At 67.9% G+C, this 25,239-nt stretch carries 13 protein-coding genes; 12 read left to right on the top strand and 1 reads right to left on the bottom strand.

The window, feature by feature from the left end; all coding sequences use genetic code 11:
• Positions 1-433: 433 nt before the first annotated feature.
• The 10 genes from rplJ (at position 434) to tuf (ending at position 21,750) form a co-directional block, all read left to right on the top strand.
• The gene (gene rplJ / locus JOD52_RS12435) at positions 434-949 is read left to right on the top strand and encodes a 50S ribosomal protein L10 (RefSeq protein ID WP_017824506.1); all 516 of its coding nucleotides are present in this window, start codon (positions 434-436) and stop codon (positions 947-949) included.
• Between the two features lie 181 nt (positions 950-1,130).
• Positions 1,131-1,520 (top strand): 50S ribosomal protein L7/L12, encoded by a 390-nt coding sequence (gene rplL / locus JOD52_RS12430; protein WP_204410278.1) that lies wholly within the window; start codon positions 1,131-1,133, stop codon positions 1,518-1,520.
• Positions 1,521-1,804: 284 nt separating this feature from the next.
• The gene (locus tag JOD52_RS12425) at positions 1,805-7,126 is read left to right on the top strand and encodes a S8 family serine peptidase (protein ID WP_204410276.1); all 5,322 of its coding nucleotides are present in this window, start codon (positions 1,805-1,807) and stop codon (positions 7,124-7,126) included.
• Positions 7,127-7,672: 546 nt separating this feature from the next.
• Entirely contained in the window at positions 7,673-11,161 is a 3,489-nt protein-coding gene (gene rpoB, locus JOD52_RS12420) for a DNA-directed RNA polymerase subunit beta (RefSeq protein WP_204410274.1), read from the top strand.
• A gap of 99 nt (positions 11,162-11,260) precedes the next feature.
• Positions 11,261-15,145 carry a DNA-directed RNA polymerase subunit beta' gene (locus tag JOD52_RS12415; RefSeq protein ID WP_204410272.1) on the top strand — a complete coding sequence of 1,295 codons (3,885 nt, stop codon included), beginning with the start codon at positions 11,261-11,263 and terminating at the stop codon, positions 15,143-15,145.
• 371 nt (positions 15,146-15,516) lie between these two features.
• Positions 15,517-16,806 (top strand): transglycosylase family protein, encoded by a 1,290-nt coding sequence (locus tag JOD52_RS17545; RefSeq protein ID WP_204410271.1) that lies wholly within the window; start codon positions 15,517-15,519, stop codon positions 16,804-16,806.
• Positions 16,807-17,345: 539 nt separating this feature from the next.
• Positions 17,346-17,720: a 30S ribosomal protein S12 gene (gene rpsL, locus JOD52_RS12405; protein WP_193864424.1), complete on the top strand. Its 375-nt coding sequence runs from the start codon at positions 17,346-17,348 to the stop codon at positions 17,718-17,720.
• The gene (gene rpsG / locus JOD52_RS12400) at positions 17,720-18,190 is read left to right on the top strand and encodes a 30S ribosomal protein S7 (RefSeq protein WP_017824513.1); all 471 of its coding nucleotides are present in this window, start codon (positions 17,720-17,722) and stop codon (positions 18,188-18,190) included. The genes rpsL and rpsG overlap by 1 nt, the downstream gene beginning before the upstream one ends.
• A gap of 96 nt (positions 18,191-18,286) precedes the next feature.
• Positions 18,287-20,434, top strand: a complete 2,148-nt coding sequence (gene fusA, locus JOD52_RS12395; protein ID WP_204410269.1) for an elongation factor G — start codon at positions 18,287-18,289, stop codon at positions 20,432-20,434.
• A gap of 128 nt (positions 20,435-20,562) precedes the next feature.
• Positions 20,563-21,750, top strand: coding sequence for an elongation factor Tu (gene tuf, locus JOD52_RS12390; RefSeq protein WP_204410267.1), 1,188 nt, complete (start codon positions 20,563-20,565; stop codon positions 21,748-21,750).
• Positions 21,751-21,855: 105 nt separating this feature from the next.
• Here tuf and JOD52_RS12385 read toward each other — a convergent pair whose 3' ends face one another.
• Positions 21,856-22,614 (bottom strand): YflT domain-containing protein, encoded by a 759-nt coding sequence (locus tag JOD52_RS12385; RefSeq protein ID WP_204410265.1) that lies wholly within the window; start codon positions 22,612-22,614, stop codon positions 21,856-21,858.
• Between the two features lie 315 nt (positions 22,615-22,929).
• Here JOD52_RS12385 and istA point away from each other — a divergent pair, with 315 nt between their 5' ends.
• Both istA and JOD52_RS12375 read left to right on the top strand, forming a co-directional pair.
• The gene (gene istA / locus JOD52_RS12380; protein WP_204408388.1) at positions 22,930-24,492 is read left to right on the top strand and encodes an IS21 family transposase; all 1,563 of its coding nucleotides are present in this window, start codon (positions 22,930-22,932) and stop codon (positions 24,490-24,492) included.
• Positions 24,489-25,235 carry an ATP-binding protein gene (locus JOD52_RS12375; protein ID WP_338124028.1) on the top strand — a complete coding sequence of 249 codons (747 nt, stop codon included), beginning with the start codon at positions 24,489-24,491 and terminating at the stop codon, positions 25,233-25,235. Before istA ends, JOD52_RS12375 begins: the two co-directional genes overlap by 4 nt.
• Positions 25,236-25,239: the final 4 nt, after the last annotated feature.

Below are 25,239 nucleotides of genomic sequence, written 5' to 3'. Positions count from 1 at the left end.
GGGCGGTGATGTCCGGTCGTCATTGGGACGAGAGTCCTTTTCGGTCGATACGACAACATCCAAGGTGGCGGGGATCACGTCGCTCCGGGTGATGCCTTGCCTGCACCGGTGACGCCGCGTCCGACGCGGTGCAGAGCGGTGTGTGAGCTATTCCGCCCACCTTCGCCGTGGCGCCGGGACCCGTCGTCCGTTAGAGTTGCCGATACCGAAGACCGCCGGTCGCCGCCCTCACCTTGAGAGCGGCCGAAGCAATCCCTCACGGGATGGCCTGCGCAGGTGAACTAGGACGACCGTCGCACGGTCGTGCCCGGTGCTCCCTCCCGGGAGCGGCGAGCACGTGCTGTGCGCCCCGGGCCTCGACACCTGTGTGTCGAGGCCTTTCTCGTGTCCGGAGACCTTCACCCGGCGGCGCGAGACCTCTGGAAGGAGGGCCATGGCGAACCCCGAGAAGGTGGACGCCGTCGCGGAGATCGCGGAACTGTTCCGTGACTCCGACGCCGCCGTCGTCACCGAGTACCGCGGGCTCAGCGTGGACCAGCTCAAGCAGCTGCGTCGCGCTCTGGGCTCCGAGACGACTTACGCCGTGGTGAAGAACACGCTGACCGAGATCGCCGCCCGCGAGGCCGGTATCGACGTCTTCGAGGGCCAGCTCAGCGGCCCCACCGCCATCGCCTTCATCAAGGGTGAGCCGGTGGAGCCCGCCAAGGCCCTGCGTGACTTCGCCAAGGAGCATGACCAGCTCGTCATCAAGTCCGGCTACTTCGAGGGCAACCTGCTCTCGGTGGCCGACGTGCAGAAGCTCGCGGACCTCGAGTCCCGCGAGGTCCTGCTGGCCAAGGCCGCCGGCGCCATGAAGGCGTCGATGTCCAAGGCTGCCGCCGTGTTCCAGGCGCCGCTGTCCAAGGCAGCGCGCACCGTGGACGCGCTGCGGGCCAAGCAGGAGGCCTGAGCCACCGGCTCAGTGCTCCGGCACCCGCTCAGCGCGTCAGCGCTGAACCGTCGGCCGCCCCTCACGGGTGACCCGGCAGCTCGACCTGGCGCACCAGCGCCACTGAAGTACCACGCACCCGCGGAACGCGGATGCACCGGAACCCAGGGACCAGGTCCCACCGACAGGAAGGAACGCCACCATGGCGAAGCTCAGCACCGACGAGCTCATCGAAGCTTTCAAGGAGATGTCCCTCATCGAGCTCTCCGAGTTCGTGAAGCAGTTCGAGGAGGTCTTCGACGTCACCGCCGCCGCCCCCGTGGCCGTCGCCGCCGCTGGTGGCGCCGCCGCCGGTGGCGAGGCCGCCGCCGAGGAGGAGAAGACCGAGTTCGACGTCATCCTCGAGTCCGCCGGCTCCGGCAAGATCGGCGTCATCAAGGAGGTGCGCGCCCTGACCTCCCTCGGCCTGAAGGAGGCCAAGGATGTCGTGGACAACGCCCCCAAGGCCGTCCTCGAGGGTGTCAAGAAGGAGGACGCCGACGCCGCGAAGGAGAAGCTCGAGGCCGCCGGCGCCACCGTCACCGTCAAGTGATCACGGGCTCGTCCCGGCGCACGTAGCCGGGCGAGCACAGGCATCAGCCTCGGAAGGGCCGTCCCGCAGCAGCGGGGCGGCCCTTCCGCCGTTTCCCGGTCGTTCCTGTGCCGGCCCCGGGCGGTCCGGACCGGCAGGTACGGATGGGTCTGCGCGCTGCGACCACGGGTTCGGCTGTGCGTGACCGGATCGTGACCGAGAGAAAGATGCAAACGGCCTGGACGCAGTCTGAACGGGCCCTACTGTAGGAGGGTCTGTCAGATCGCTCACAGGGGGAGTGGCCCGTGCCCTTTCGTCCCGTTCGTCGTCTCAGCGCCTTCACCGGCGCCCTTCTGATCGGGACCCTCGGTCTCGGCATGACCGCGGTGCACGCCGCGCCGGAACCGCCCGCGGCCCCGGCCCCGGTGGAGGAGAGTGCGACCGAGCGCATCAGCGTCATCGTGCTGCTGAAGGACCAGCCGTCCTCCCTCTCCATCGACGGCGAGAAGGGCCGCCTGCAGGCGCAGCAGGGCCTGGCCGATGCCTGGGCCGGGAAGTACGACCTCGAGCTGGACCGCCAGTTCGGCTACCTGGTCAACGGCTTCTCCGCAACGATCCCCGCCGGCGAGCTGCACACCCTCGCCCTGGAGCCCGAGGTCGCCTCCGTGCGCCGCGAGCGGGTGTACGAGCGCACCGAGCACACCGCCCGTGACCTCCACGGTGTCCCCACCGCCTTCGAGCAGCACGGCCTGGACGGCACCGGCATGGTCATCTCCGTGGTGGACTCCGGCATCGACCCCGCCCACCCCGCGATGAGGTTGGACGACTGCGGTGCGGCCGCGATCCAGGAGATCAACGACACCCCAGAGGCGGGCTTCAACTGCAAGGTCCCCAGCGGCTACAACTACGCCGACGAGAACTTCGTGGTCAAGGACGCCACCGTCGACGCCCACGGCCAGCACGTGGCCGGCATCGCCGCCGCCAACGGTTCCCCGGGTGATGAGCCCACCGACGTCACCGAGACCGGCACCATCGACGGTGTCGCCCCGAATGCCCAGATCCTCGCGATGAAGGTGTTCTCCAACACTGGGGGAGGGGCCGCCGATTCCGACATCGTCGCCGCCATCGAGGACTCCGTGAAGCTTGATGCCGACGTGATCAACATGTCGCTCGGCTCGCCGAACGGACAGAAGAACGCCTCCGACGCCGCAGGCCTCGCGATCGACGCCGCCCGCGACGCCGGCGTGCTCACCGTGATCGCCGCCGGCAACGACGGGCAGAACTTCTCACCCACCGCCGTGGACGACGACGCGTTCGGCCTGTACGACGACGGCACGGTGGGCGCCCCCGGCACCCAGGGCTCCGCCCTCACCGTCGCTTCTGTCGACAACACCGTCCTCACCCAGAAGCTCGCCTTCATCGGCGATTCCCCCGAGGGCATCGGCTACTCCGTGGCCACCGGTGAGCCCGCCGATGGTCAGGACCACGAGATCGTGGACATCGGCCTGGCCACCGCGGCCGACGTCCAGGGCGTCCAGCTCGACGGTGCCTGGGCGCTGATCGAGCGTGGCGAGATCACGTTCACCGAGAAGTACGAGAACGCCATCGCCGCGGGTGCCGGCGGTGTGGTGGTGTTCAACAGCGAGCCCGGCACCTTCGGCATGGCCGGCGTGGACACCTTCACCATCCCCGGCATCACGGTGAGCCGCGACGACGGCCTGGCTGTCCGTGCTGCCGCCGAGGCCGGCAGCACCACCATCCGCGTCACCGAGGAGGTGGCCGTCGCGGCCAGCCCCTCCGGTCTCACCCCCTCCGATTTCACCTCCTGGGGCTCCACCCCCTCGCTGGACTTCGAGCCCGAGATCGCGGGTATCGGCGGCAACGTGTACTCCACCTACAACGACGGCACCTACGGTCTGAACTCGGGCACGTCCATGGCATCCCCGAACGTGGCCGGACTGTCGGCCCTGGTGATGCAGCACCTCGATGAGATCGCCCCGGAGCTCAGCGGCGCCGAGCGGGTGGACCTCGCCACCGTGCTGCTGATGAACACCGCCATGATCCCGGTGGACGATGCCGGCGTGCCCTACTCGCCCCGCCAGATCGGTGCGGGCCTCGCCCAGGTCGACAAGGCCGTGGACAGCGACGTCATCGCCACCGTGGACGGCGAAGGCGCAGCTGCCCTGCGTGAGATCGATGGCTCTGCGAGCTTCACCGTGACCCTGCGGAACTTCGGCGACACCGAGGCGGCCTTCTCCGTGCCCGCCTCCCAGCAGGTGCTGGTCGAGACCAACGCGGCCGGTGCCGAGACCACCGTGCGGGTGACCGGCGGCTCCCTCAGTGCCGACACCGACACCGTGGCGGTCCCCGCCGGCGGTACCGCGACCGTGGCCTTCACGCTGACCCACGGGGCCGAGGGCTTCGTGGGCGGTTGGGCAGCCTTCGAGTCCACCACCGACGGTCAGCCCTCGCTGACCGTCCCCTACCTGGGCTTCGCCGGTGACTGGAACGCCGAGGACATCGTCCTGCCTGCCGGTCAGGACTTCATCCAGGCTGGTCTGCGCAGCGAGCTGGTGGGCGGCTACGGCAACGGTGTGGTCCCCCTGAACCAGGCGTTCGGCGAGCTCTGGCTCTCCCCGAACGGTGACGGCTACCTCGACACCGTGGCCGCCAACCTGGTGGTCCTGCGCAACGCCTCCGACATCCAGTACGAGGTCCTGGACGAGTCCGGGCAGAGTGTGAAACTGCTCGGTCAGGAGCAGGGCGTGTACCGCCCGATCCTCTCCCAGTACCTGGCCGCGCAGGATCCCCGCCAGCTGCGCTGGGCCGGCGCCAACTTCGACGGCGGCACCTGGGACCCCCAGGCCGCTGACTTCACCGCACTGCCCGATGGCCGCTACACCTACCGCGTCGAGGCCCGCCTCAGCGCGGACCAGGAGCCTCAGACCACCGACTTCTCCTTCGGCATCGACGCCACCGCACCGGTGGTGACCTTCGGCGCCTACGAGGGCGGGACCCTCACCTTCACGGTGGAGGAGAACGGCTCGGGTCTGCTCGGCCTGCCCGCCGCGACCGCCGCAGGCGGCCAGGAACTGCCCGTGGTCCAGGCGGCCGACGGCAGCTACACCATCGAGGTGGACCCTGCGCAGGTGCCGTTCGTGACCGTGGCCGTTGCCGACCTCGGGCTCAACGAGGGCGTGGCGACCCATGTCTTCGCAGAGAGCGCCCTGCTGATCCCGGCTGCCGAGCAGCTGGCCACCACGGTCATCGGCCCGGGCTCACCCGTGGTGGACGAGGGCAAGCTGATGCTGTCCGGCTACGTCTCCGATGACATCGCCGCCGTCCGTGCCGGTGGCGAGGGCGTCGAGGCCGTCGACGGCCAGTTCGTGCTGCCGGTGGCCTTGACCGAGGGCACCCAGGAGATCCTGGTGGAGGCCGTGGACGCCGAGGGCGCCGTGGTCCAGTCGCAGACCCTCACCGTCACCTACGACTCCGAGGCGCCGGTGCTGACGCTCACCTCGCCGGCCGACGGCCAGACCGTCACCCCGGCAGAGGACGGCTCGGTCACCATCGCCGGCACCGTGACCGACACGCGTGACGGTGCAGCGCTCACCGTGACCTCCGGCGGCCAGTCCGCCGAGGTCGCCGAGGACGGCAGCTTCACCCTCACCCTCACGCCTGGGGCGGACTCACCTGCGGTGACCCTGGTGGCCTCCGACGGGGTCAACCGTGCCTCCGCTGCCGTGCCGATCGCCGGCCGTGAGGCAGCGCCCACCTGGGCGATGCCCGAGATCACCAACGCCGAGTGCATCCTCGACCAGGGCGCCTGCTTCGTGGACGGGGACACCCCGGACGTGAACGAGGACGGCAGCGTCTTCACCCTTCGCGGCTCGTACCCGGCCGGTGGCACCATCACCCTGTACCCGGGACTGCGCGTGGGCGAGGACGGCACCTACCCCGACCGCACGCCGATCGAGGCGACCATCGCCGAGGACGGTACCTTCGCCGCCGACATCCCCGTGCGCACCGGTGAGAACCGCGTGCGCATGGTGGTCACCGACGCCGAGGGGAACGTGCGCTACGACCGTGGCGTGCGGATCTTCTTCGACGTCACCGCCCCCACCCTGGAGGTGGCCGAGCCCACCCTGATCGACGGCACCCTCTACACCGCCGACGAGCAGGTCACCCTGGCGGGCACCGCCTCGGACGACGGCTGGGGCTACCGCTTCGCGCTGAACGACTCCGTGGTGCTGGAGCGGTTCGACCTCTCCAGCCCGGGGGAGCAGTCCAACCAGCGCGACTTCTCCACCGAGCTGACAGTGGCCGACGGCGACACCCTGCTGGTCGAGTTCTCGGACTCCAACGGCAACGTGCTGGTGGGCTACGTGCCCGTGGTCCTGGACCAGCTCGCCCCCGAGGTGACCTTCGAGGAGCTCACCGACGGCGAGGTGATCACCGAGGACCGCGAGATCACCGTGGCCGCCGAGGACGACAACCTCGCCACCTTCCTGGTGGGCCTGGACGGTGAGGTGGTCTCCAGCCAGGCCACGGATCTCACCGTTCGCGAGCATGCCTTCGAGGACGTCCTGATCGACCTGCGCGAGCTGGAGCCCTTCGCCACCGCAGCCGCGGCCGAGGTGGAGCAGACCCGCTTGGAGGCCGTGGTGGACACCGCCGACCTCGCACCGGGCGAGCACACCCTGACCGTGATCTCCACCGATCTGGCCGGCAACCGCACGGTCGAGTCGCGGGTGTTCACGATCGACTCCCGCCTGGAGATCGAGGGCCCCGAGGCCATCGAGCTCGAGGTGCACCGTGAGCTGCTGGGCGATCAGGCGGCTCTGGCCGACCTGGCCCTGGCGGACCTCCAGGCCGTGCTCGACGGTGACGCGGAGGCCGCCGAGGCCGCCGGTGCCACGCTCTCCATCGCACCGAACCAGGTGCTGGTCGAGGGCGAGAACACGGTCACCGTGATCGCCACCGATGCTGATGGCCGCACTGCGGAGCGCGAGCTGACGGTGACGATCACGCTGAAGGAGGTGACCCTCACCGATGGTGACGTCACCGCCACCTCCACCTTCCGCTCCGACGACGCGCTCACCGCGAGGATCACGACGGAGGACGGCGACCGGGTCCTCACCATCACCAACAGCGAGGAGTTCGCCTCCCTGCAGTCCGTGATCACGGTGCCCGGCGTCGAAGGATCCAGCGTGATCCGGGTGCTGCCGGACGGCCAGGAGGTCGCGGTCCCGGTGACCTGGGCCGATGGCACCCTCACCTTCGAGGGCCCGTCCAAGGGCACCTACCGGATCGTGGAGCCTTCCGCGCCCGGTGGCCCCGGTGACACCCCCGGTGGCGGGGCGCCCGGCAAGCCCGGCGATACTCCTGGCGGGGGGACGCCCGGCAAGCCCGGTGACACCCCCGGTGAGGGCAAGCCCGGCGACACCCCCGGCAAGCCCGGTGAGAAGCCGGGTGGCGGGAAGCCCGGTGACACCCCCGGCCGAGGCAATGACCACCGCCCCGGTGGTCCGCTGGCCCGCACCGGCATGGAGGCCTGGGGCATGGCCGCTGCGGCGCTGGCCCTCCTGGGCGGCGGTGCCCTGATGGTGGGGCTGCGACGCCGCTGACGCGGCAGGCGCCTCCGCGGGGCTGAACCCGCGGGGGACGATCAGCGCGGGATGTCCGCGTGATCCGACCATGACGGCGCGGATCCGGCTCAGCCGGGTCCGCGCCGTTCCGCGTTGCCGGTTCCGAACGCGGGGGAGGATCCGATGGTGGTCCGGACGAGACGTGGCTGCTCCACACTGCTGCTCCGACACGGCGGTCCGCTGCTTGACTCGCGAGGGATAAACACGCATCCTGTGTGACGTACGAAGCTGTTCCTGCCGCTTTCGGCACCAGGACCCCCACCCTTCGCCTACAGGCGCCGGGTGAGCGAGAGTCCTGGTGGCCACGTCGAGACAGACGGGCAGGAGGCTTCGCCTTCCGCGCCAGGCATATGGCGGTCGACGCGGATGGACCCGTCGCGAAGCGACCCTTGTGTCCATCCGCGGTTTTGTGTATGATCGGACTTTGCGCTGTGCGTCGCTCCGGTGTGCCCTGGCACATGTTCCATCACCTCACGGGGTGTTCGCCGCGCCTGGGATTCCGTCATCGGCCTGGAAGGACCCCCCTTGGCTGCCTCGAGCACCGACACCACCACCGCAATCTCTCGCCGTACCGCCTCGCCGCGCGTCACGTTCGCCAAGCTCGGCGACCCGATCGACGTGCCGGACCTCCTGAGCCTGCAGACCACGTCGTTCGACTGGCTGCTGGGCAACGAGCGCTGGCAGGAGCGTGCCGCTGAGGCCGCCGCCGCCGGTCGCGAGGACGTCCCGCAGACCTCCGGTCTCGCCGACATCCTCGAGGAGATCTCCCCGATCGAGGACTTCGCGGGCAACATGTCCCTGTCGTTCCGGGACCACACCTTCGACGATCCGAAGTACACCGTCGACGAGTGCAAGGAGAAGGACCTCACCTACGCTGCTCCGCTGTACGTCATCGCGGAGTTCATGAACAACGAGACCGGTGAGATCAAGACCCAGACGGTCTTCATGGGTGAGTTCCCCCTGATGACCGACAAGGGCACCTTCATCATCAACGGCACCGAGCGTGTCGTCGTCTCGCAGCTGGTGCGCTCCCCGGGTGTGTACTTCGAGGAGTCGGTCGACAAGACCAGCGACAAGCACATCTTCTCCGCCAAGATCATCCCCTCGCGCGGTGCGTGGCTGGAGTTCGAGGTCGACAAGCGCGACCAGGTCGGCGTGCGCATCGACCGCAAGCGCAAGCAGTCGGTCACCACCCTGCTGCAGGCCCTCGGCATGTCGCACAGCGACATCCTCGAGGAGTTCGGCGAGTTCGAGTCCATGCGCTCCACCCTGGAGAAGGACCGCATCTCCTCGCCCGACGAGGCCCTCATGGACATCTACCGCAAGCAGCGCCCGGGCGAGCCGCCCACGCGCGATGCGGGCGAGGCCATGCTGAACAACCTCTACTTCAACCCCAAGCGCTACGACCTGGCCAAGGTGGGGCGCTACAAGATCGGCAAGAAGCTCGGCGTGGACGGCTCGCTGTCCGAGTCCAGCCTGCGTCTGAAGGACGTGGTGGCGACCATCAAGTACATCGTCGCCCTGCACGAGGGCCTGACGGAGTACACCTCCTCCGACGGGCACACCGTGCGCGTGGAGACCGACGACATCGACCACTTCGGCAACCGTCGCATCCGCGCGGTGGGCGAGCTGATCCAGAACCAGGTCCGCACGGGCCTGTCCCGCATGGAGCGCGTGGTCCGCGAGCGCATGACCACGCAGGACGTCGAGGCGATCACCCCGCTGACCCTGATCAACATTCGGCCCGTGACCGCGGCGATCAAGGAGTTCTTCGGGACCTCCCAGCTCTCGCAGTTCATGGACCAGAACAACCCGCTGTCGGGCCTGACGCACAAGCGTCGCCTCTCGGCGCTGGGCCCGGGCGGCCTCTCCCGCGACCGTGCGGGCATGGAGGTGCGCGACGTGCACCCCTCGCACTACGGCCGCATGTGCCCCATCGAGACCCCTGAGGGCCCGAACATCGGCCTGATCGGCTCGCTGGCCACCTTCGCCCGCATCAACCCCTTCGGCTTCGTGGAGACCCCGTACCGCAAGGTCACCGACGGCCAGGTCACCGACGAGATCGTGTACCTGACCGCTGATGACGAGGACCGCCACGTCATCGCGCAGGCCAACGCGAAGCTCACCGACGACGGCCGCTTCGCCGAGGAGCAGGTGCTGGTGCGCCTCACCGGCGGCGAGCCGGACCTGGTGGACGCCTCCGACGTGGACTACATGGACGTCTCCGCCCGCCAGATGGTGTCGGTGGCGACCGCCATGATCCCGTTCCTCGAGCACGACGACGCCAACCGCGCCCTGATGGGCTCGAACATGCAGCGCCAGGCCGTGCCGCTGCTGCGCCCGGAGATGCCGCTTGTCGGCACGGGCATGGAGCGTCGCGCCGCGGTGGACGCCGGCGACGTGGTGGTGGCCCAGAAGGGCGGCGTCATCGAGGAGCTCAGCGCGGACCTCGTGTCCGTCATGGCCGACGACGGCACCCGCCAGACCTACCCGATCGGGAAGTTCCAGCGCTCCAACGCCGGCAACAGCTACAACCAGCGCGTCCTGTTCGACGAGGGCGACCGCGTCGAGGCCGGGTCCATCCTGGCCGACGGTCCCTCCACCGACCAGGGCGAGCTGAGCCTCGGCAAGAACCTGCTGGTGGCGTTCATGTCGTGGGAGGGCCACAACTACGAGGACGGCATCATCCTGTCCTCGCGGATGGTCCAGGACGACGTCCTCACCTCGATCCACATCGAGGAGCATGAGGTCGACGCCCGCGACACCAAGCTGGGCAAGGAGGAGATCACCCGGGACATCCCCAACGTGGGTGACGATGTCCTGGCCGACCTCGACGAGCGCGGCATCATCCGCATCGGCGCCGAGGTGGAGCCGGGCGACATCCTGGTCGGCAAGGTGACCCCCAAGGGCGAGACCGAGCTGACCCCGGAGGAGCGCCTGCTGCGCGCCATCTTCGGCGAGAAGGCCCGCGAGGTGCGCGACACCTCCCTGCGCGTGCCCCACGGCGAGTCCGGCACCGTGATCGGTGTGCGCGTGTTCACCGATGACGAGGACGGAGACATCCTCCCCACCGGTGTCAACGAGATGGTCCGCGTGTACGTGGCCCAGAAGCGCAAGATCACCGACGGCGACAAGCTCGCCGGCCGCCACGGCAACAAGGGCGTCATCGCCAAGATCCTGCCCGTGGAGGACATGCCGTTCCTCGAGGACGGCACCCCGGTGGACATCATCCTGAACCCGATGGGTGTGCCCGGTCGTATGAACATCGGCCAGGTCATGGAGACCCACCTCGGCTGGGTCGCCAAGAACGGCTGGGACCTCGAGAAGGGTTCCGTGGCTGTGGACGACCTGCCCGAGGCCGCCCTGCACGGCGAGCCCGGCACCCCCGTGGCCGTGCCCGTCTTCGACGGCCTCTCGGCCGAGGAGCTGGAGGGCCTGATCGCCAACCACCGCCCCAACCGGGACGGTGTGCGGATGGTCAAGGAGAACGGCAAGGCGCAGCTGTTCGACGGTCGCTCCGGTGAGCCGTTCCCCGAGCCGATCTCGGTGGGCTACATGTACATCCTGAAGCTCCACCACCTGGTGGACGACAAGCTGCACGCCCGCTCCACCGGCCCGTACTCGATGATCACGCAGCAGCCCCTGGGCGGTAAGGCCCAGTTCGGCGGCCAGCGCTTCGGCGAGATGGAGGTGTGGGCCCTGGAGGCCTACGGCGCCGCCTACGCCCTGCAGGAGCTGCTCACCATCAAGTCCGACGACATCTCCGGCCGCGTCAAGGTCTACGAGGCGATCGTCAAGGGCGAGAACATCCCCGAGCCCGGCATCCCGGAGTCGTTCCGGGTGCTGCTCAAGGAGATGCAGTCGCTGTGCCTGAACGTCGAGGTCCTCTCCTCCGACGGCACCGCCCAGGAGGTGCGGGAGAGCGACGAGGAGGTCTTCCGCGCCGCCGAGGAGCTCGGCATCGACCTGTCCCGCCGGCCCCACGAGGGCGTCGGCTCCATCGAAGAGGTCTGAGAGACAGGGCCCGACGGGAGCGCCCAGCGCACCCGTCGGCCCGCCCCTGGACCCTGAACTTTCAGACCGCATGACTTCCGATTCGAGAGAAGGACACCTGTGCTCGACGTCAACACCTTCGACGAGCTGCGCATCGGCCTCGCGACCGCCGATGACATCCGCACCTGGTCACACGGCGAGGTCAAGAAGCCGGAGACCATCAACTACCGCACCCTGAAGCCCGAGATGGACGGCCTGTTCTGCGAGCGCATCTTCGGTCCCACCCGGGACTGGGAGTGCTACTGCGGAAAGTACAAGCGCGTGCGCTTCAAGGGCATCGTCTGCGAGCGCTGCGGCGTGGAGGTCACCAAGTCCTCCGTGCGCCGTGAGCGCATGGGCCACGTGGAGCTCGCCGCTCCCGTCACCCACATCTGGTACTTCAAGGGCGTGCCCAGCCGTCTGGGCTACCTGCTGGACCTGGCGCCCAAGGACCTCGAGAAGGTCATCTACTTCGCCGCGTACATGATCACCGCGGTGGACGTGGATGCCCGCCACGAGGACCTCCCGGATCTCCAGGCCCGCCATGACCTGGAGATCAAGGAGCTGGAGAACGAGCGCGACAGCGCCGTCAACAGCCGCGCCGTCACCGCCGAGAAGGACCTCGCCCAGCTCGAGGAGGAGGGTGCCAAGGCCGACGCGAAGCGCAAGGTCCGCGACTCCTCCGAGCGTGAGCAGGCCCAGATCCGCAAGAAGTACGACGCCGAGATCGCCCGTATCACCGCGGTGTGGGAGCGTTTCAAGTCGCTCAAGGTCGCTGACCTCGAGGGCGATGAGCAGCTGTACCGCGCCATGAAGCTGCGCTACGGCACCTACTTCGAGGGCGGCATGGGCGCCGAGGCGATCCAGAAGCGCCTGCAGGACTTCGACCTCGACACCGAGGCCGCGACCCTGCGCGAGATCATCGCCACCGGCAAGGGCCAGAAGAAGGCCCGCGCCCTGAAGCGCCTGAAGGTGGTCTCCGCCTTCCGCACCACCACCAACTCGCCCGACGGCATGGTGCTGGACTGCGTGCCGGTGATCCCCCCGGACCTGCGCCCGATGGTGCAGCTGGACGGTGGCCGCTTCGCGACCTCCGACCTCAACGACCTGTACCGCCGCGTGATCAACCGCAACAACCGCCTCAAGCGGCTGCTGGATCTCGGTGCCCCCGAGATCATCGTGAACAACGAGAAGCGCATGCTGCAGGAGTCGGTGGACTCGCTGTTCGACAACGGTCGTCGTGGCCGTCCGGTCACCGGTCCGGGCAACCGTCCGCTGAAGTCGCTCTCGGACATGCTCAAGGGCAAGCAGGGCCGCTTCCGTCAGAACCTGCTGGGCAAGCGCGTGGACTACTCCGGTCGTTCCGTGATCGTGAACGGCCCGCAGCTGCAGTTGCACCAGTGCGGTCTGCCCAAGGGCATGGCGCTGGAGCTGTTCAAGCCCTTCGTGATGAAGCGCCTGGTGGAGCTGTCCCATGCGCAGAACGTGAAGGCCGCCAAGCGCATGGTCGAGCGTGCCCGTCCCGAGGTGTGGGACGTGCTCGAGGAGGTCATCACCGAGCACCCGGTGCTGCTGAACCGTGCACCCACCCTGCACCGTCTGGGCATCCAGGCCTTCGAGCCGCAGCTGGTCGAGGGCAAGGCCATCCACCTGCACCCGCTGGTGTGCGCCGCCTTCAACGCCGACTTCGACGGCGACCAGATGGCCGTGCACCTGCCGCTGAGCGCTGAGGCGCAGGCCGAGGCCCGCATCCTGATGCTCTCCAGCAACAACATCCTCAAGCCGTCCGACGGCCGTCCGGTGACCATGCCCGCGCAGGACATGGTGATCGGTCTGTACCACCTGACCACGGTGCGTGAGGACTCCAAGGGCGCAGGCCGCTCCTTCTCCTCCGAGGCCGAGGCCATCATGGCCTTCGACGCGGGCGAGCTGGACCTGAACGCCCCGGTGAGCATCCGCTTCACCGACATCGTGCCGCCGAACGGCTGGGAGGCCCCGGAGGGCTGGACCGAGGGCGACCCGATCACCCTCACCACCACCCTGGGCACCGTGTACTTCAACGAGACCCTGCCCGAGGACTTCCCGTACGTGGAGGGCCAGGTGGGCAAGAAGCGACTGGGTGGCATCGTCAACGCTCTCGCCGAGCGCTACGAGAAGGTGCAGGTCTCCGCGTCCCTGGACGCCCTGAAGGCCTACGGCTTCTCCTGGTCCACCCGTTCGGGTGTGTCCTTCGCGTTCTCCGACGTGGTGGTCCCGCCGAACAAGGACGAGATCGTCCAAAAGTACGAGGCCAAGGCCGCGCAGGTGCAGGAGAACCGCGACCTGGGCCTGGTCTCCGAGGTCGAGCGCAACATGGAGCTCATCGACATCTGGACCGAGGCCACCAACGAGGTCGACACAGCGATGCGGGCCAACTTCGACAAGGGCAACACCATCTACCGGATGGTGGACTCCGGTGCTCGTGGCAACTGGATGCAGATCCGTCAGATCGCCGGTATGCGCGGTCTGGTGAACAACCCCAAGGGTGAGATCATCCCGCGCCCGATCCTCTCCAACTACAAGGAGGGGCTCTCGGTCCTGGAGTACTTCATCGCCTCGCACGGCTCCCGCAAGGGCCTGGCGGACACCGCGCTGAAGACCGCCCAGTCCGGGTACCTGACCCGTCGTCTGGTCGACGTCTCCCAGGACGTCATCGTCCGCGAGGCCGACTGCGGCACCTCCAAGGGCCTGGTCCTGCCGATCGCTGTGGAGGAGGCCGGTGCGCTGGTGCCCCACGAGAACGTGGAGACCACCGTGTACGGCCGTGTGCTGGCCGCTGCGGTCACCGGTGAGGACGGCCAGGAGCTGGCTCCGGCCGGCGCCGAGGTGGGCGATGTGCTCATCGAGCAGCTGGTCGCCGGGGGAGTGCGCGAGGTCAAGATCCGCTCCGTGCTCACCTGCGACTCCGCCGTAGGCACCTGCGCCGCCTGCTACGGCCGTTCGCTCGCGAGCGGTCACCTGGTGGACATTGGCGAGGCCGTGGGCATCATCGCCGCCCAGTCCATCGGTGAGCCCGGCACCCAGCTGACCATGCGTACCTTCCACACCGGCGGTGTGGCCAGCGCCGACGGCGACATCACGCACGGTCTGCCCCGTGTGCAGGAGCTGTTCGAGGCCCGTACCCCGGCCGGCTTCGCGCCGATCACCGAGTCCGCGGGCCGCGTGGAGGTGGAGGAGAGCGACAAGCAGCGTCGCATCACCGTCACCCCCGACGACGGCTCGGAGCCCATCACCTACAACGTCTCCAAGCGCGTGACCCTGCGGGTCGCCGACGGCGACCACGTGGAGGTTGGCCACCAGCTCACCGTGGGCTCGGTCGACCCGAAGCAGGTGCTGCGCATCCTCGGCCCCCGCGCCGTGCAGCAGCACCTGGTGGACGAGGTCCAGAAGGTGTACATCTCGCAGGGTGTGGACATCCACGCCAAGCATATCGAGGTCATCGTGCGCCAGATGCTGCGTCGCGTGACGATCATCGAGTCCGGTGACACCGACCTGCTGCCCGGTGACTTCGCCGAGCGCGTGGCCTTCGAGACCGAGAACCGTCGGGTGCTCGCCGAGGGTGGCCAGCCGGCCTCCGGTCGTCCGGAGCTGATGGGCATCACCAAGGCGTCGCTGGCGACCGACTCGTGGCTGTCGGCGGCCTCCTTCCAGGAGACCACCCGCGTGCTGACCGAGGCCGCCCTGAACCGCAAGAGCGATCAGCTCCTTGGGCTCAAGGAGAACGTCATCATCGGCAAGCTGATCCCTGCCGGGACCGGCCTGCCGCGGTTCCGCCGCATCGTGGTGGAGCCCACCGACGAGGCCAAGGCGCAGATGTACCAGGTGCCCGGGTACGACGAGCTGGACTTCTCCGGCTTCGGTCAGACCGGTTCCGTGAACCTGGACGACATCGACTACGCCGATCCGTTCCGCACCGACTTCCGCTGAGTCACAGCTGAACACTGACAAGGGGCGGTCCCACCTCCGGGTGGGGCCGCCCCTGTCGTTCGTCGTCCGGCAGTGTTCGCTGCGTGAGGGGCGCCACCCGGCACCGCAGAGGACGTGACCTGTCCCGCGCAGAGGTTCACGGGAGGGTAAAGATCCCCCTGACCTCCGTTCAAGGTCCGGCAGGGGCCCTTTCAGGGCGGGCCGGAACGCGCAACCATGGAACAGGCGGATCCGCCGCGCGACCTTCCTCGCACTGCTCGACCTCCCCGGTCGCTGTGCGCTCCGCGCCGATCACGCCGGCCCCGCACCGGGGCCCACGAGCCCAGGGAACGACGGGGCCGTCACCAGGCGGCCGAGGAACAGGTGGAACAGTGAAGAAGACCCCGTGGATCATCGCAGCCGCTACGGCCTGCGTCATCGGCGTCGGAGGCGGCGGCACCGCCTACGCGATGTCGAACGAGGTGACCGTGGACGCGTACGGCGAGCAGTCCAGCGTGCGCACCTTCAGCCCCACCGTGGCCGAGGTACTCGCCGACCAGGGCATCGAGGTCAAGGACACCGACCTCGTGGTCCCGGGTCTGGACGAGCAGGTCACCGACGGCACCGAGATCCAGATCATCGAGCGCACCCCCGTCACCGTGACCGTGGACGGCGAGCCCCAGGAGCTGCTGACCACCGGCAGCACCGTGGCCGACGCCCTGGACGAGGTCGACTACGCAGCCGAGGGCGCCCGCATCACCCCGGAGCCCACCACCGAGCTCGAGGCCGGTGGCACCGACGTCGAGGTCATCACCCGCAAGACCGTCACCTTTGTGGGCCAGTACGGCGAGGCCACCTTCGAGGTCACCGCCCTCACGGTCGATGAGGCCATGCGCGCCGTGCTGGGCGACATCGAGGACACCGACACCGCCTCCGTGAACCGCGACTCGGTGCTCACCGACGGCGCGACCATCACGGTGCAGCGCGTGCGCGAGGTGGCGCGCACCGAGACCGAGAAGATCCCCTTCGAGAAGAAGACCGAGAAGGACGACTCCCTGTACGAGGGCACCACCAAGGTGAAGACCCCCGGCAAGGACGGCTCCCGTGAGAAGGTCGTCTCCGAGACCGTCGTGGACGGCAAGGTCACCGAGACCGAGGTCGTCTCCGAGAAGGTCGTCACCGAGCCCGTTGCCCAGGTGACCCTCGAGGGCACCAAGGCCAAGCCGGAGCCCAAGCCCGAGCCGAAGCAGGAGAAGAAGCCCGAGCCGAAGCAGGAGAAGAAGGCCGAGAAGAAGGCCGAGAAGAAGGCCGAGAAGAAGGCCGAGAAGAAGGCTGAGCCCGCCGCGGAGAAGAAGAGCGAGAAGAAGTCCTCCCGCTCCTCCGAGTCCTCGCGCAGCTCCGAGCGCTCCTCCGCCCCCGCACCCTCCACCTCCAACGGCTCCGTGTGGGACCGCCTGGCGCAGTGCGAGTCCGGTGGCAACTGGTCCATCAACACCGGCAACGGCTACTACGGCGGCCTGCAGTTCAGCAAGTCCACCTGGCTGGCCTACGGCGGCGGGCAGTACGCACCCACCGCGAACCAGGCCACCCGCGACCAGCAGATCGCGATCGCCAAGAAGACCCAGGCCTCGCAGGGCTGGGGCGCCTGGCCCGCATGCACCAAGAAGCTCGGCATCCGCTGACCCGTTCAGCTCAGCGCAGTACTCCACCTCGGCCGCAGGCCCGCGCACGCGGGTCTGCGGCCGAGGTGCATCCGGGCAGGGGCTCCTCTGCCGGCGCCCCGGTCCGGGTTCGCGGTCGGGCAGGCGCGGGGGCGATGTGATGTGCGTCGGAGCTTCGTCATCCCTTTGACCCTGCCCGCCGGGCCTCCGTAGACTGTCAGAGCGTCCGGAGTGCCCTCTGGTCGTGAGCTGGGACGAACCCACAGCTTCTCCGGTGATCATCGGCGAGGCAGGGTGTCCCCCGCGAGGAGCGGATCCTTGCGGCGTGCCCGAAACCGGTGCGGCGGCCATGCCCGGCCCCGCACCTCGGGCACCGATCACGGTCCTCCGTACGACCGGCCGGTCCCATACCGGTCGGGCGGGTCGGTCCGCCACCGCTTCCCGGGCATGGGCAGCGGCGAACCGGGTCGCCGTCCGCAGCAGTGGACGTTCACTGCAGCGGTCGAAGTTGTCGATCCTCCGGAGTCAACAGGTCCGGGGGCCGAACAGGAAGAGAATCAGTGCCAACTATCCAGCAGCTGGTGCGCAAGGGGCGGAAGGACAAGTCCTCCGCCTCGAAGACGCCGGCGCTCAAGGGTTCGCCCCAGCGCCGCGGTGTCTGCACGCGCGTCTACACCACCACCCCGAAGAAGCCGAACTCGGCCCTGCGGAAGATCGCCCGTGTGCGTCTGTCCACCGGCATCGAGGTCACCGCATACATCCCGGGTGTGGGCCACAACCTCCAGGAGCACTCGATCGTGCTCGTCCGCGGCGGCCGTGTGAAGGACCTGCCCGGCGTGCGCTACAAGATCGTGCGCGGCTCCCTCGACACCCAGGGTGTCAAGGGCCGTCAGCAGGCCCGTTCCCGCTACGGCGCGAAGAAGGAGAAGAAGTAATGCCTCGTAAGGGAGCAGCTCCCAAGCGCCAGCTCGTCGTGGACCCGGTCTACGAGTCGCCGCTGGTCACCCAGCTCATCAACAAGATCCTCCTGGACGGCAAGAAGACCGTCGCCGAGGCCATCGTCTACGGCGCCCTCGAGGGCTGCCGCGAGAAGAACGGCCAGGACCCGGTGGTCACCCTGAAGGCTGCGCTGGACAACATCCGTCCCAGCCTCGAGGTGCGCTCCCGCCGAGTCGGCGGTGCCACCTACCAGGTGCCGATCGAGGTCAAGCCCGGCCGTTCCACCACCCTGGCCCTGCGCTGGCTGGTGGGCTACTCGCGCGCTCGTCGTGAGCACACCATGACCGAGCGCCTCATGAACGAGATCCTCGACGCCTCCAACGGCCTCGGTGCGTCCGTGAAGCGCCGCGAGGACACCCACAAGATGGCCGAGTCCAACCGGGCCTTCGCTCACTACCGCTGGTGAGGTCGTCGGGGCCCGCCCTCGTGGCGGGCCCCGGCACCCCTCACCGGCTTCCCGGATCTGTCGACCAGATTCAGTTCTCCAGAAAGGCACAAGCCCGTGGCACTTGAAGTGCTCAGCGACCTCACGAAGGTCCGCAACATCGGCATCATGGCGCACATCGACGCCGGCAAGACGACCACCACCGAGCGGATCCTGTTCTACACCGGTGTCAACTACAAGATGGGCGAGACGCACGACGGTGCGGGCACCATGGACTGGATGGAGCAGGAGAAGGAGCGCGGCATCACCATCACGTCCGCCGCGACCACCTGCTACTGGCACGACAACCAGATCAACATCATCGACACCCCCGGCCACGTCGACTTCACCGTCGAGGTGGAGCGCTCGCTGCGCGTGCTCGACGGCGCCGTCGCAGTGTTCGACGGCAAGGAGGGCGTGGAGCCCCAGTCCGAGACCGTGTGGCGCCAGGCCGACAAGTACGACGTGCCGCGCATCTGCTTTGTCAACAAGATGGACAAGCTCGGTGCCGACTTCTTCTTCACCGTCCGCACGATCAAGGACCGCCTCGGCGCCAAGCCGCTGGTGATGCAGGTCCCGATCGGTGCTGAGAACGAGTTCCGCGGCGTCATCGACCTCGTCGAGATGAAGGCCTACGAGTGGCCCGAGACCCTCGAGGAGGACATGCCCGCGATCAACGCCAAGAAGGGCGATCCGGCTCTGGGGCAGTGGCAGCGGGAGATCCCGATCCCCGCCGAGCTGCAGGACACGGTCGACGAGTACCGTGCCAAGCTGGTCGAGGACGTCGCCGAGAGCTCCGAGGAGCTCATGGACGCCTACCTCGAGGACGGCGAGCTCACCACCGAGCAGCTCAAGCAGGGCATCCGCCACCTCACCGTGAACTCCGAGGCCTACCCGGTCTTCTGCGGTTCCGCCTTCAAGAACAAGGGCGTCCAGCCCATGCTCGACGGCGTGATCGACTACCTGCCCTCCCCGCTCGACGTCCCGGCCATGGTCGGCCACGACGTCAAGGACGAGGAGAAGGAGCTCTCCCGCAAGCCCGACTGGAACGAGCCCTTCTCGGCGCTCGCGTTCAAGGTCGCCACCCACCCGTTCTTCGGCTCGCTCACTTACGTGCGCGTGTACTCCGGCCAGGTCAAGCAGGGCGATCAGATCCTGAACGCCACCACCGGCAAGAAGGAGCGCGTGGGCAAGCTGTTCCAGATGCACTCCAACAAGGAGAACCCGGTGGAGGAGGCCTTCGCGGGCCACATCTACGCGTTCATCGGCCTGAAGGACACCACCACGGGCGACACCCTGTGCGATCCGTCCTCGCCGATCCAGCTGGAGTCCATGAGCTTCCCCGAGCCCGTGATCTCGGTGGCCATCGAGCCCAAGACCAAGGGTGACCAGGAGAAGCTCGGTGTCGCGATCCAGAAGCTGGCCAAGGAGGATCCCACCTTCCAGGTCGAGCTGGACGAGGAGACCGGCCAGACCGTCATCAAGGGCATGGGCGAGCTGCACCTCGACATCCTCGTGGACCGCATGCGCCGCGAGTTCAAGGTCGAGGCCAACATCGGCAAGCCGCAGGTCGCGTACCGCGAGACCATCAAGCGCACCGTCGAGAAGTTCGACTACACGCACAAGAAGCAGACCGGTGGCTCCGGCCAGTTCGGCAAGGTGCAGATCACCTACGGCCCGCTGACCGATGCCGAGGAGGGCGTGTTCTACGAGTTCGAGAACAAGGTCACCGGCGGTCGCATCCCGCGCGAGTACATCCCGAGCATCGACGCCGGCATCCAGGACGCCCTGCAGTCGGGCATCCTCGCCGGCTACCCGGTGGTCAACGTTCGCGCCTCGCTGATCGACGGCGCCTACCACGACGTCGACTCCTCGGAGATGGCCTTCAAGATCGCCGGTTCCATGGCGACCAAGGAGGCCCTGCGCAAGGCCCAGCCCGTGCTCCTGGAGCCCCTCATGGACGTCGAGGTGCGCACCCCTGAGGAGTACATGGGAGATGTCATCGGCGATCTGAACTCCCGTCGAGGTCAGATCCAGTCGATGGAGGATGCGAGCGGGGTCAAGATCGTCCGCGCTCTCGTCCCGCTGTCGGAGATGTTCGGCTACGTCGGCGACCTGCGGTCCAAGACCCAGGGTCGTGCGATGTACACCATGCAGTTCCACAGCTACGCGGAGGTCCCCTCCAGCATTTCGGAAGAGATCATCGCGAAGACCCGGGGCGAGTGAGGGAGCCGGGGGAGCGGGTAGGATCCTCTCTCGCTCCCCCTCCTCTCCGTCGGAGCCTGCCACCCGGGCAGGAATCCGATCCCGATCCAGAAGTACCCAGAGATACGAAGTCCTAGGAGGACACCACCATGGCGAAGGCCAAGTTCGAGCGGACCAAGCCGCACGTCAACATCGGCACCATCGGTCACGTCGACCACGGCAAGACCACCCTGAGCGCCGCCATCTCGAAGGTCCTGTACGACAAGTTCCCGGATCTGAACGAGAAGCGCGACTTCGACACGATCGACAACGCGCCCGAGGAGAAGCAGCGCGGCATCACGATCAACGTGTCGCACATCGAGTACGAGACCGAGAAGCGTCACTACGCGCACGTCGACGCCCCCGGCCACGCCGACTACGTGAAGAACATGATCACCGGCGCTGCTCAGATGGACGGCGCGATCCTCGTGGTCGCCGCCACCGACGGCCCGATGGCCCAGACCCGTGAGCACGTCCTGCTCGCCAAGCAGGTCGGCGTCCCCTACCTGCTCGCCGCGCTGAACAAGGCCGACATGGTCGACGACGAGGAGATCCTCGAGCTCGTCGAGATGGAGGTCCGCGAGATGCTGGGCGCCCAGGGCTTCGACGAGGACGCTCCCGTCATCAAGGTCTCCGCTCTGAAGGCCCTCGAGGGCGACGCCGAGTGGGTCAAGTCCATCGAGGAGCTCATGGAGGCCGTCGACGAGTCCATCCCGGACCCGGTTCGTGACCTCGACCAGCCCTTCCTGATGCCCATCGAGGACGTCTTCACCATCCAGGGCCGCGGCACCGTGGTCACCGGCAAGGTGGACCGTGGAAAGCTCGCCATCAACTCGGAGGTCGAGATCCTCGGCATCCGTCCGGCGCAGAAGACCACCGTCACCGGTATCGAGATGTTCCACAAGCAGATGGACGAGGCGTGGGCCGGCGAGAACTGCGGTCTGCTGCTGCGTGGCACTAAGCGCGAGGACGTGGAGCGCGGCCAGGTCGTCTGCAAGCCGGGTTCGATCACCCCGCACACCAACTTCGAGGCACAGGTCTACATCCTGTCCAAGGACGAGGGCGGCCGTCACAACCCGTTCTACTCGAACTACCGTCCGCAGTTCTACTTCCGCACCACCGACGTCACCGGCGTCATCACCCTCCCCGAGGGCACCGACATGGTGATGCCCGGCGACAACACCGAGATGTCGGTCGAGCTGATCCAGCCGATCGCCATGGAGGAGGGCCTCGGCTTCGCCATCCGTGAGGGTGGCCGCACCGTGGGCTCCGGCCGCGTCACCAAGATCACCAAGTGATCGAGGCGGGGCTCGCCCCGCGCCTGTGACGCGTCCTGTCGGACGCTGAGCACGAGGAAGGCCCCGGACCGGGAAACCGGTCCGGGGCCTTCTGCATGCCCGGGCTCAGGACGGCTGATCCGTCGGGGGGTCCTGGGGTGCGGGCTGTCCGTAGCTGGGCCGAGCGCTGCGGCGCTGCTGGACGTCGGCATCGTCCGCGTGCGCGGGCGTGGGGGCGGGCTGCCCGTAGCGGCCCTCGCTGCGGCGACCCTCCGAGCGGCTGCCTTCGGTGTCCGTGGCGGTGGGGACTGCGCCGTAAGGGGCCTGGGTGCTGTGCACAGGCTGCTGGCCGGGCAGATCGGACTGCGGCTGAGGAGCCGCGCCCTGGTGGGGGAGCGGCTGGGCCGCGCCCTCGGCGACCAGCAGCCGGCGGGCCTCCTCGGCGTGGCGGTGCTCCACCAGCAGCTCGTACTGCATGGGGATGGTGGAGGTCATGGAGGTGAAATCGCGCTTGCCTCCGCTGGCGGCGTAGCCGATCACGGACCAGATGGTGAAGAACACGATGCCGATCAGCACCGAGGAGATCACGGTGACCAGTGGCTGATCGGTGAACATCGCGAACAGGATGCCGATGAACAGACCCATCCACATGCCACTGAGGACGCCGCCCAGGACCACCCGGCCCCAGGACTGCCGGCCGGTGACTCGCTCCATCAGCTTCAGATCGGTCCCCACGATCAGGGTGTGCTGGACCGGGAACTGCTTGTCGGCCAGCATGTCGACCACCGCCTGCACCTCCGCGTAGGTGGCATAGGTGCCCAGCGATCGCGGGTACTCCAGTCGGAACAGCTGCGAGTTCAGGGGAGAGTTCTTGGGTTGAGTCATGGGCACAGGCTAGACCCGGGACCTGCTCGGAACCCTGGAGCCGTCTGAGCGCGGCCCGTCGTGGTACCTGGGACGAACGTGATCTGCCGTTACGAATCCGTGATCGTTTCGATGATGAATCCTGCAACATCGAGCACTTCAGCAAGTACTCTGTGAATATTCGCCTCGCTGGGGTCCGCTGATCGAGGGTTCGGGTGCCACGTCGCTGCCGTAGCGGTGGCGTCGTTCGGGACCACCAGTGGTGTCGTTGGGGCCGCTCTGTCTACGCTCCTTCCGCCGTGTGTATAGGGCACGCGGCGGAAGGAGCAATCTGGAATGGTACGGAAGATCAGGGCGAAGCTGGTGCTCCAGCTGCGCGCAGAAGGTCTGTCGGGGCGAGCGATTTCGTCCTCGCAGGGCATGTCCCGCAAGTCCGTGAGGGCGGTGTTCGAGGCCGCTGACGCTGCAGGGATCGGGTGGGGCGATATCGCGGACGTCGCCGATGAGCAGGTGTATGCCCGGTTGTTCCCGGGCCGGGGCGAGCACGAGAGCGTGTTCGCACAGCCGGACTGGGAACAGGTCCATCGAGAGATGGCCAGGGTCGGCGTGACGCTGAAGCTGTTGCACGGCGAGTACTTCGACGCGACCACGGCGGCTGGGGATCCGGCGATGGGGTATGACCGGTTTTGCCGCACCTACCAGCACCACGTCATGGTCACCGGTGCCGCTTCGAGAGTCGGTCACAAGGCCGGCCAGAGCGTGGAGGTCGACTGGTCCGGCCCCACGATGGAGCTGGCCGATCCGGTCACCGGCGAGGTCTCGAAGGTGTTCTTGTTCGTTGCCTGCCTGCCTTTTTCTCGTTACGCGTTCTGCTTCCCGGCGCTGGATATGCGCCAGGAGTCCTGGCTGCGAGCGCACGTAGCGATGTTCGAGGCGCTGGGCGGGACGGTCCCGAGGATCGTTCCGGACAACCTCAAGACCGGTGTGGTGAAGCACCCCCGCGAGGGCGAGATCGTCCTGAACGATGCGTATCGCGAGATGGCAGCGCATTACTCGGCGGCGGTGCTCCCGGGGAGGGTGCGGAAACCGAAAGACAAGGCGAGCGTGGAGAACACCGTCGCGCACGTCGCGACCTGGGTCATCGCCGGGCTGCGGGATCAGCGATTCACGTCCCTGCCCGAACTTGCAGCCGCCATCGGGCAGCGGATGGAGGCCTATAACGCGGAGCCGTTCCAGAAGCGGCCCGGATCCCGCGCCAGCGTGTTCGACGCGGAGGAGCGGCCGCTGCTGACGCCGCTGCCGGCGGTGCCCTACGAGATCTCGACATGGCACTACGGACGACGAGTGGGCAGGAACGGGCACGTCACGTTCGCGCGGAACTTCTACTCCGCGCCGTTCGCGCACATCGGCGCGAAGGTCGATCTGCGCATCACGGCCCGGACGCTGGAGATCTATCAGGGCAGCCAGCGACTGACCAGTCACCTGCTGCTCCCGGAGACCGCGAGCAATGAGTACCGCACCAACGACGCGGACCTACCTGCGGGCGAGCGTTTCCAGGCCTGGGACGCGCAGAGGGTGCGGGCGTGGGCAGATCGGGTCGGGCCGGCCACGGTGATCGTGATCCAGCGGATCTTCGAGTCCGTGCCGATCGTGGAACAGGGCCTGGATCCCGCGTTGGCGGTGCTACGGCTCTCTCGCCGCTTCTCCGTAGATCGGGTCGAGGCGGCCTGCGCACTCGCGCTGACGGGACGGGTCCGTTCACCGCGCTATGCGCATCTGCACCCGATCTTGGCCACCGGGCAGGACAAGGTCGCCGCCCTGCGTCCACCCCGCGAGGAACCCGCGGAAGACGGCGGATACGTCCGTGGCGCCGACTACTACGCCGGAGGTGTCCGGTGAGCGTGATCGATAACGACACGAAGCGGAAGCTGCGCGAGATGGGCGCGACCGCGCTGCTGGACGCGATCGATGCCCAGGATGAGGCTCACGTGCTGGGGATGTCGTTCCAGGAACGGCTCCAGCTGATCGTGGACGAGGCGCATTCCATCTTCAATCATGGAAAGGTCGAGGGTCTGATCCGCCGGGCGGGGCTGCGTTATCCCGGAGCGGACCTGCGGCGGCTGGATCTGGTCGAGGAACGGGGACTGAACCGGAACGTGATCGCGCAACTGGCAACCTGCTCCTTCATCCAGCGGCAACAGAACGTGGTCTTCCAGGGCTTCACCGGCTCAGGGAAGTCCTACCTCGGCTGCGCGCTGGCGAAGCAGGCCTGCCAGCACCGGCTCCGAGCCCACTACATCCGAATGCCCGACCTCGAAGAGGCCTGGGCCCTGGCAAAGGACAAGCCGCAGGGCCAGACGAAGTTCCTGCGGAAGTACTCCACGTTCTCGCTGCTGGTGATCGACGAGTGGCTGCTGGACCATCCTGACGAGGGAATGCGTTCGATGCTGCTGGAACTGCTCGAGCGCCGCTATGACACCGGCTCGACCGTGTTCTGCACCCAGTACCCGAAGAAGGACTGGCACGCCCGGCTCGGTGGAGCAGTCCACGCCGATGCGATCATGGACCGCATCGTGCACAACACAATCTGGATCGACACCGGCGACAGGAACATGCGAGAACACACCGCACTGCCCCAGTGACCCG

This window comes from Brachybacterium muris (assembly GCF_016907455.1).
Taxonomy (GTDB): Bacteria; Actinomycetota; Actinomycetes; order Actinomycetales; family Dermabacteraceae; genus Brachybacterium; species Brachybacterium muris.
This window is presented reverse-complemented; position numbering and strand designations above follow the sequence as displayed.

What these genes read in the sequence shown, in the direction of transcription:
- rplJ (WP_017824506.1), top strand. Translation starts at nt 434, where the DNA reads ATGGCGAACCCCGAGAAGGTGGACGCCGTCGCGGAGATCGCGGAACTG.
- rplL (WP_204410278.1), top strand. Translation starts at nt 1,131, where the DNA reads ATGGCGAAGCTCAGCACCGACGAGCTCATCGAAGCTTTCAAGGAGATG.
- rpsG (WP_017824513.1), top strand. Translation starts at nt 17,720, where the DNA reads ATGCCTCGTAAGGGAGCAGCTCCCAAGCGCCAGCTCGTCGTGGACCCG.
- tuf (WP_204410267.1), top strand. Translation starts at nt 20,563, where the DNA reads ATGGCGAAGGCCAAGTTCGAGCGGACCAAGCCGCACGTCAACATCGGC.
- JOD52_RS12385 (WP_204410265.1), bottom strand. Translation starts at nt 22,614, where the DNA reads ATGACTCAACCCAAGAACTCTCCCCTGAACTCGCAGCTGTTCCGACTG.
- istA (WP_204408388.1), top strand. Translation starts at nt 22,930, where the DNA reads ATGGTACGGAAGATCAGGGCGAAGCTGGTGCTCCAGCTGCGCGCAGAA.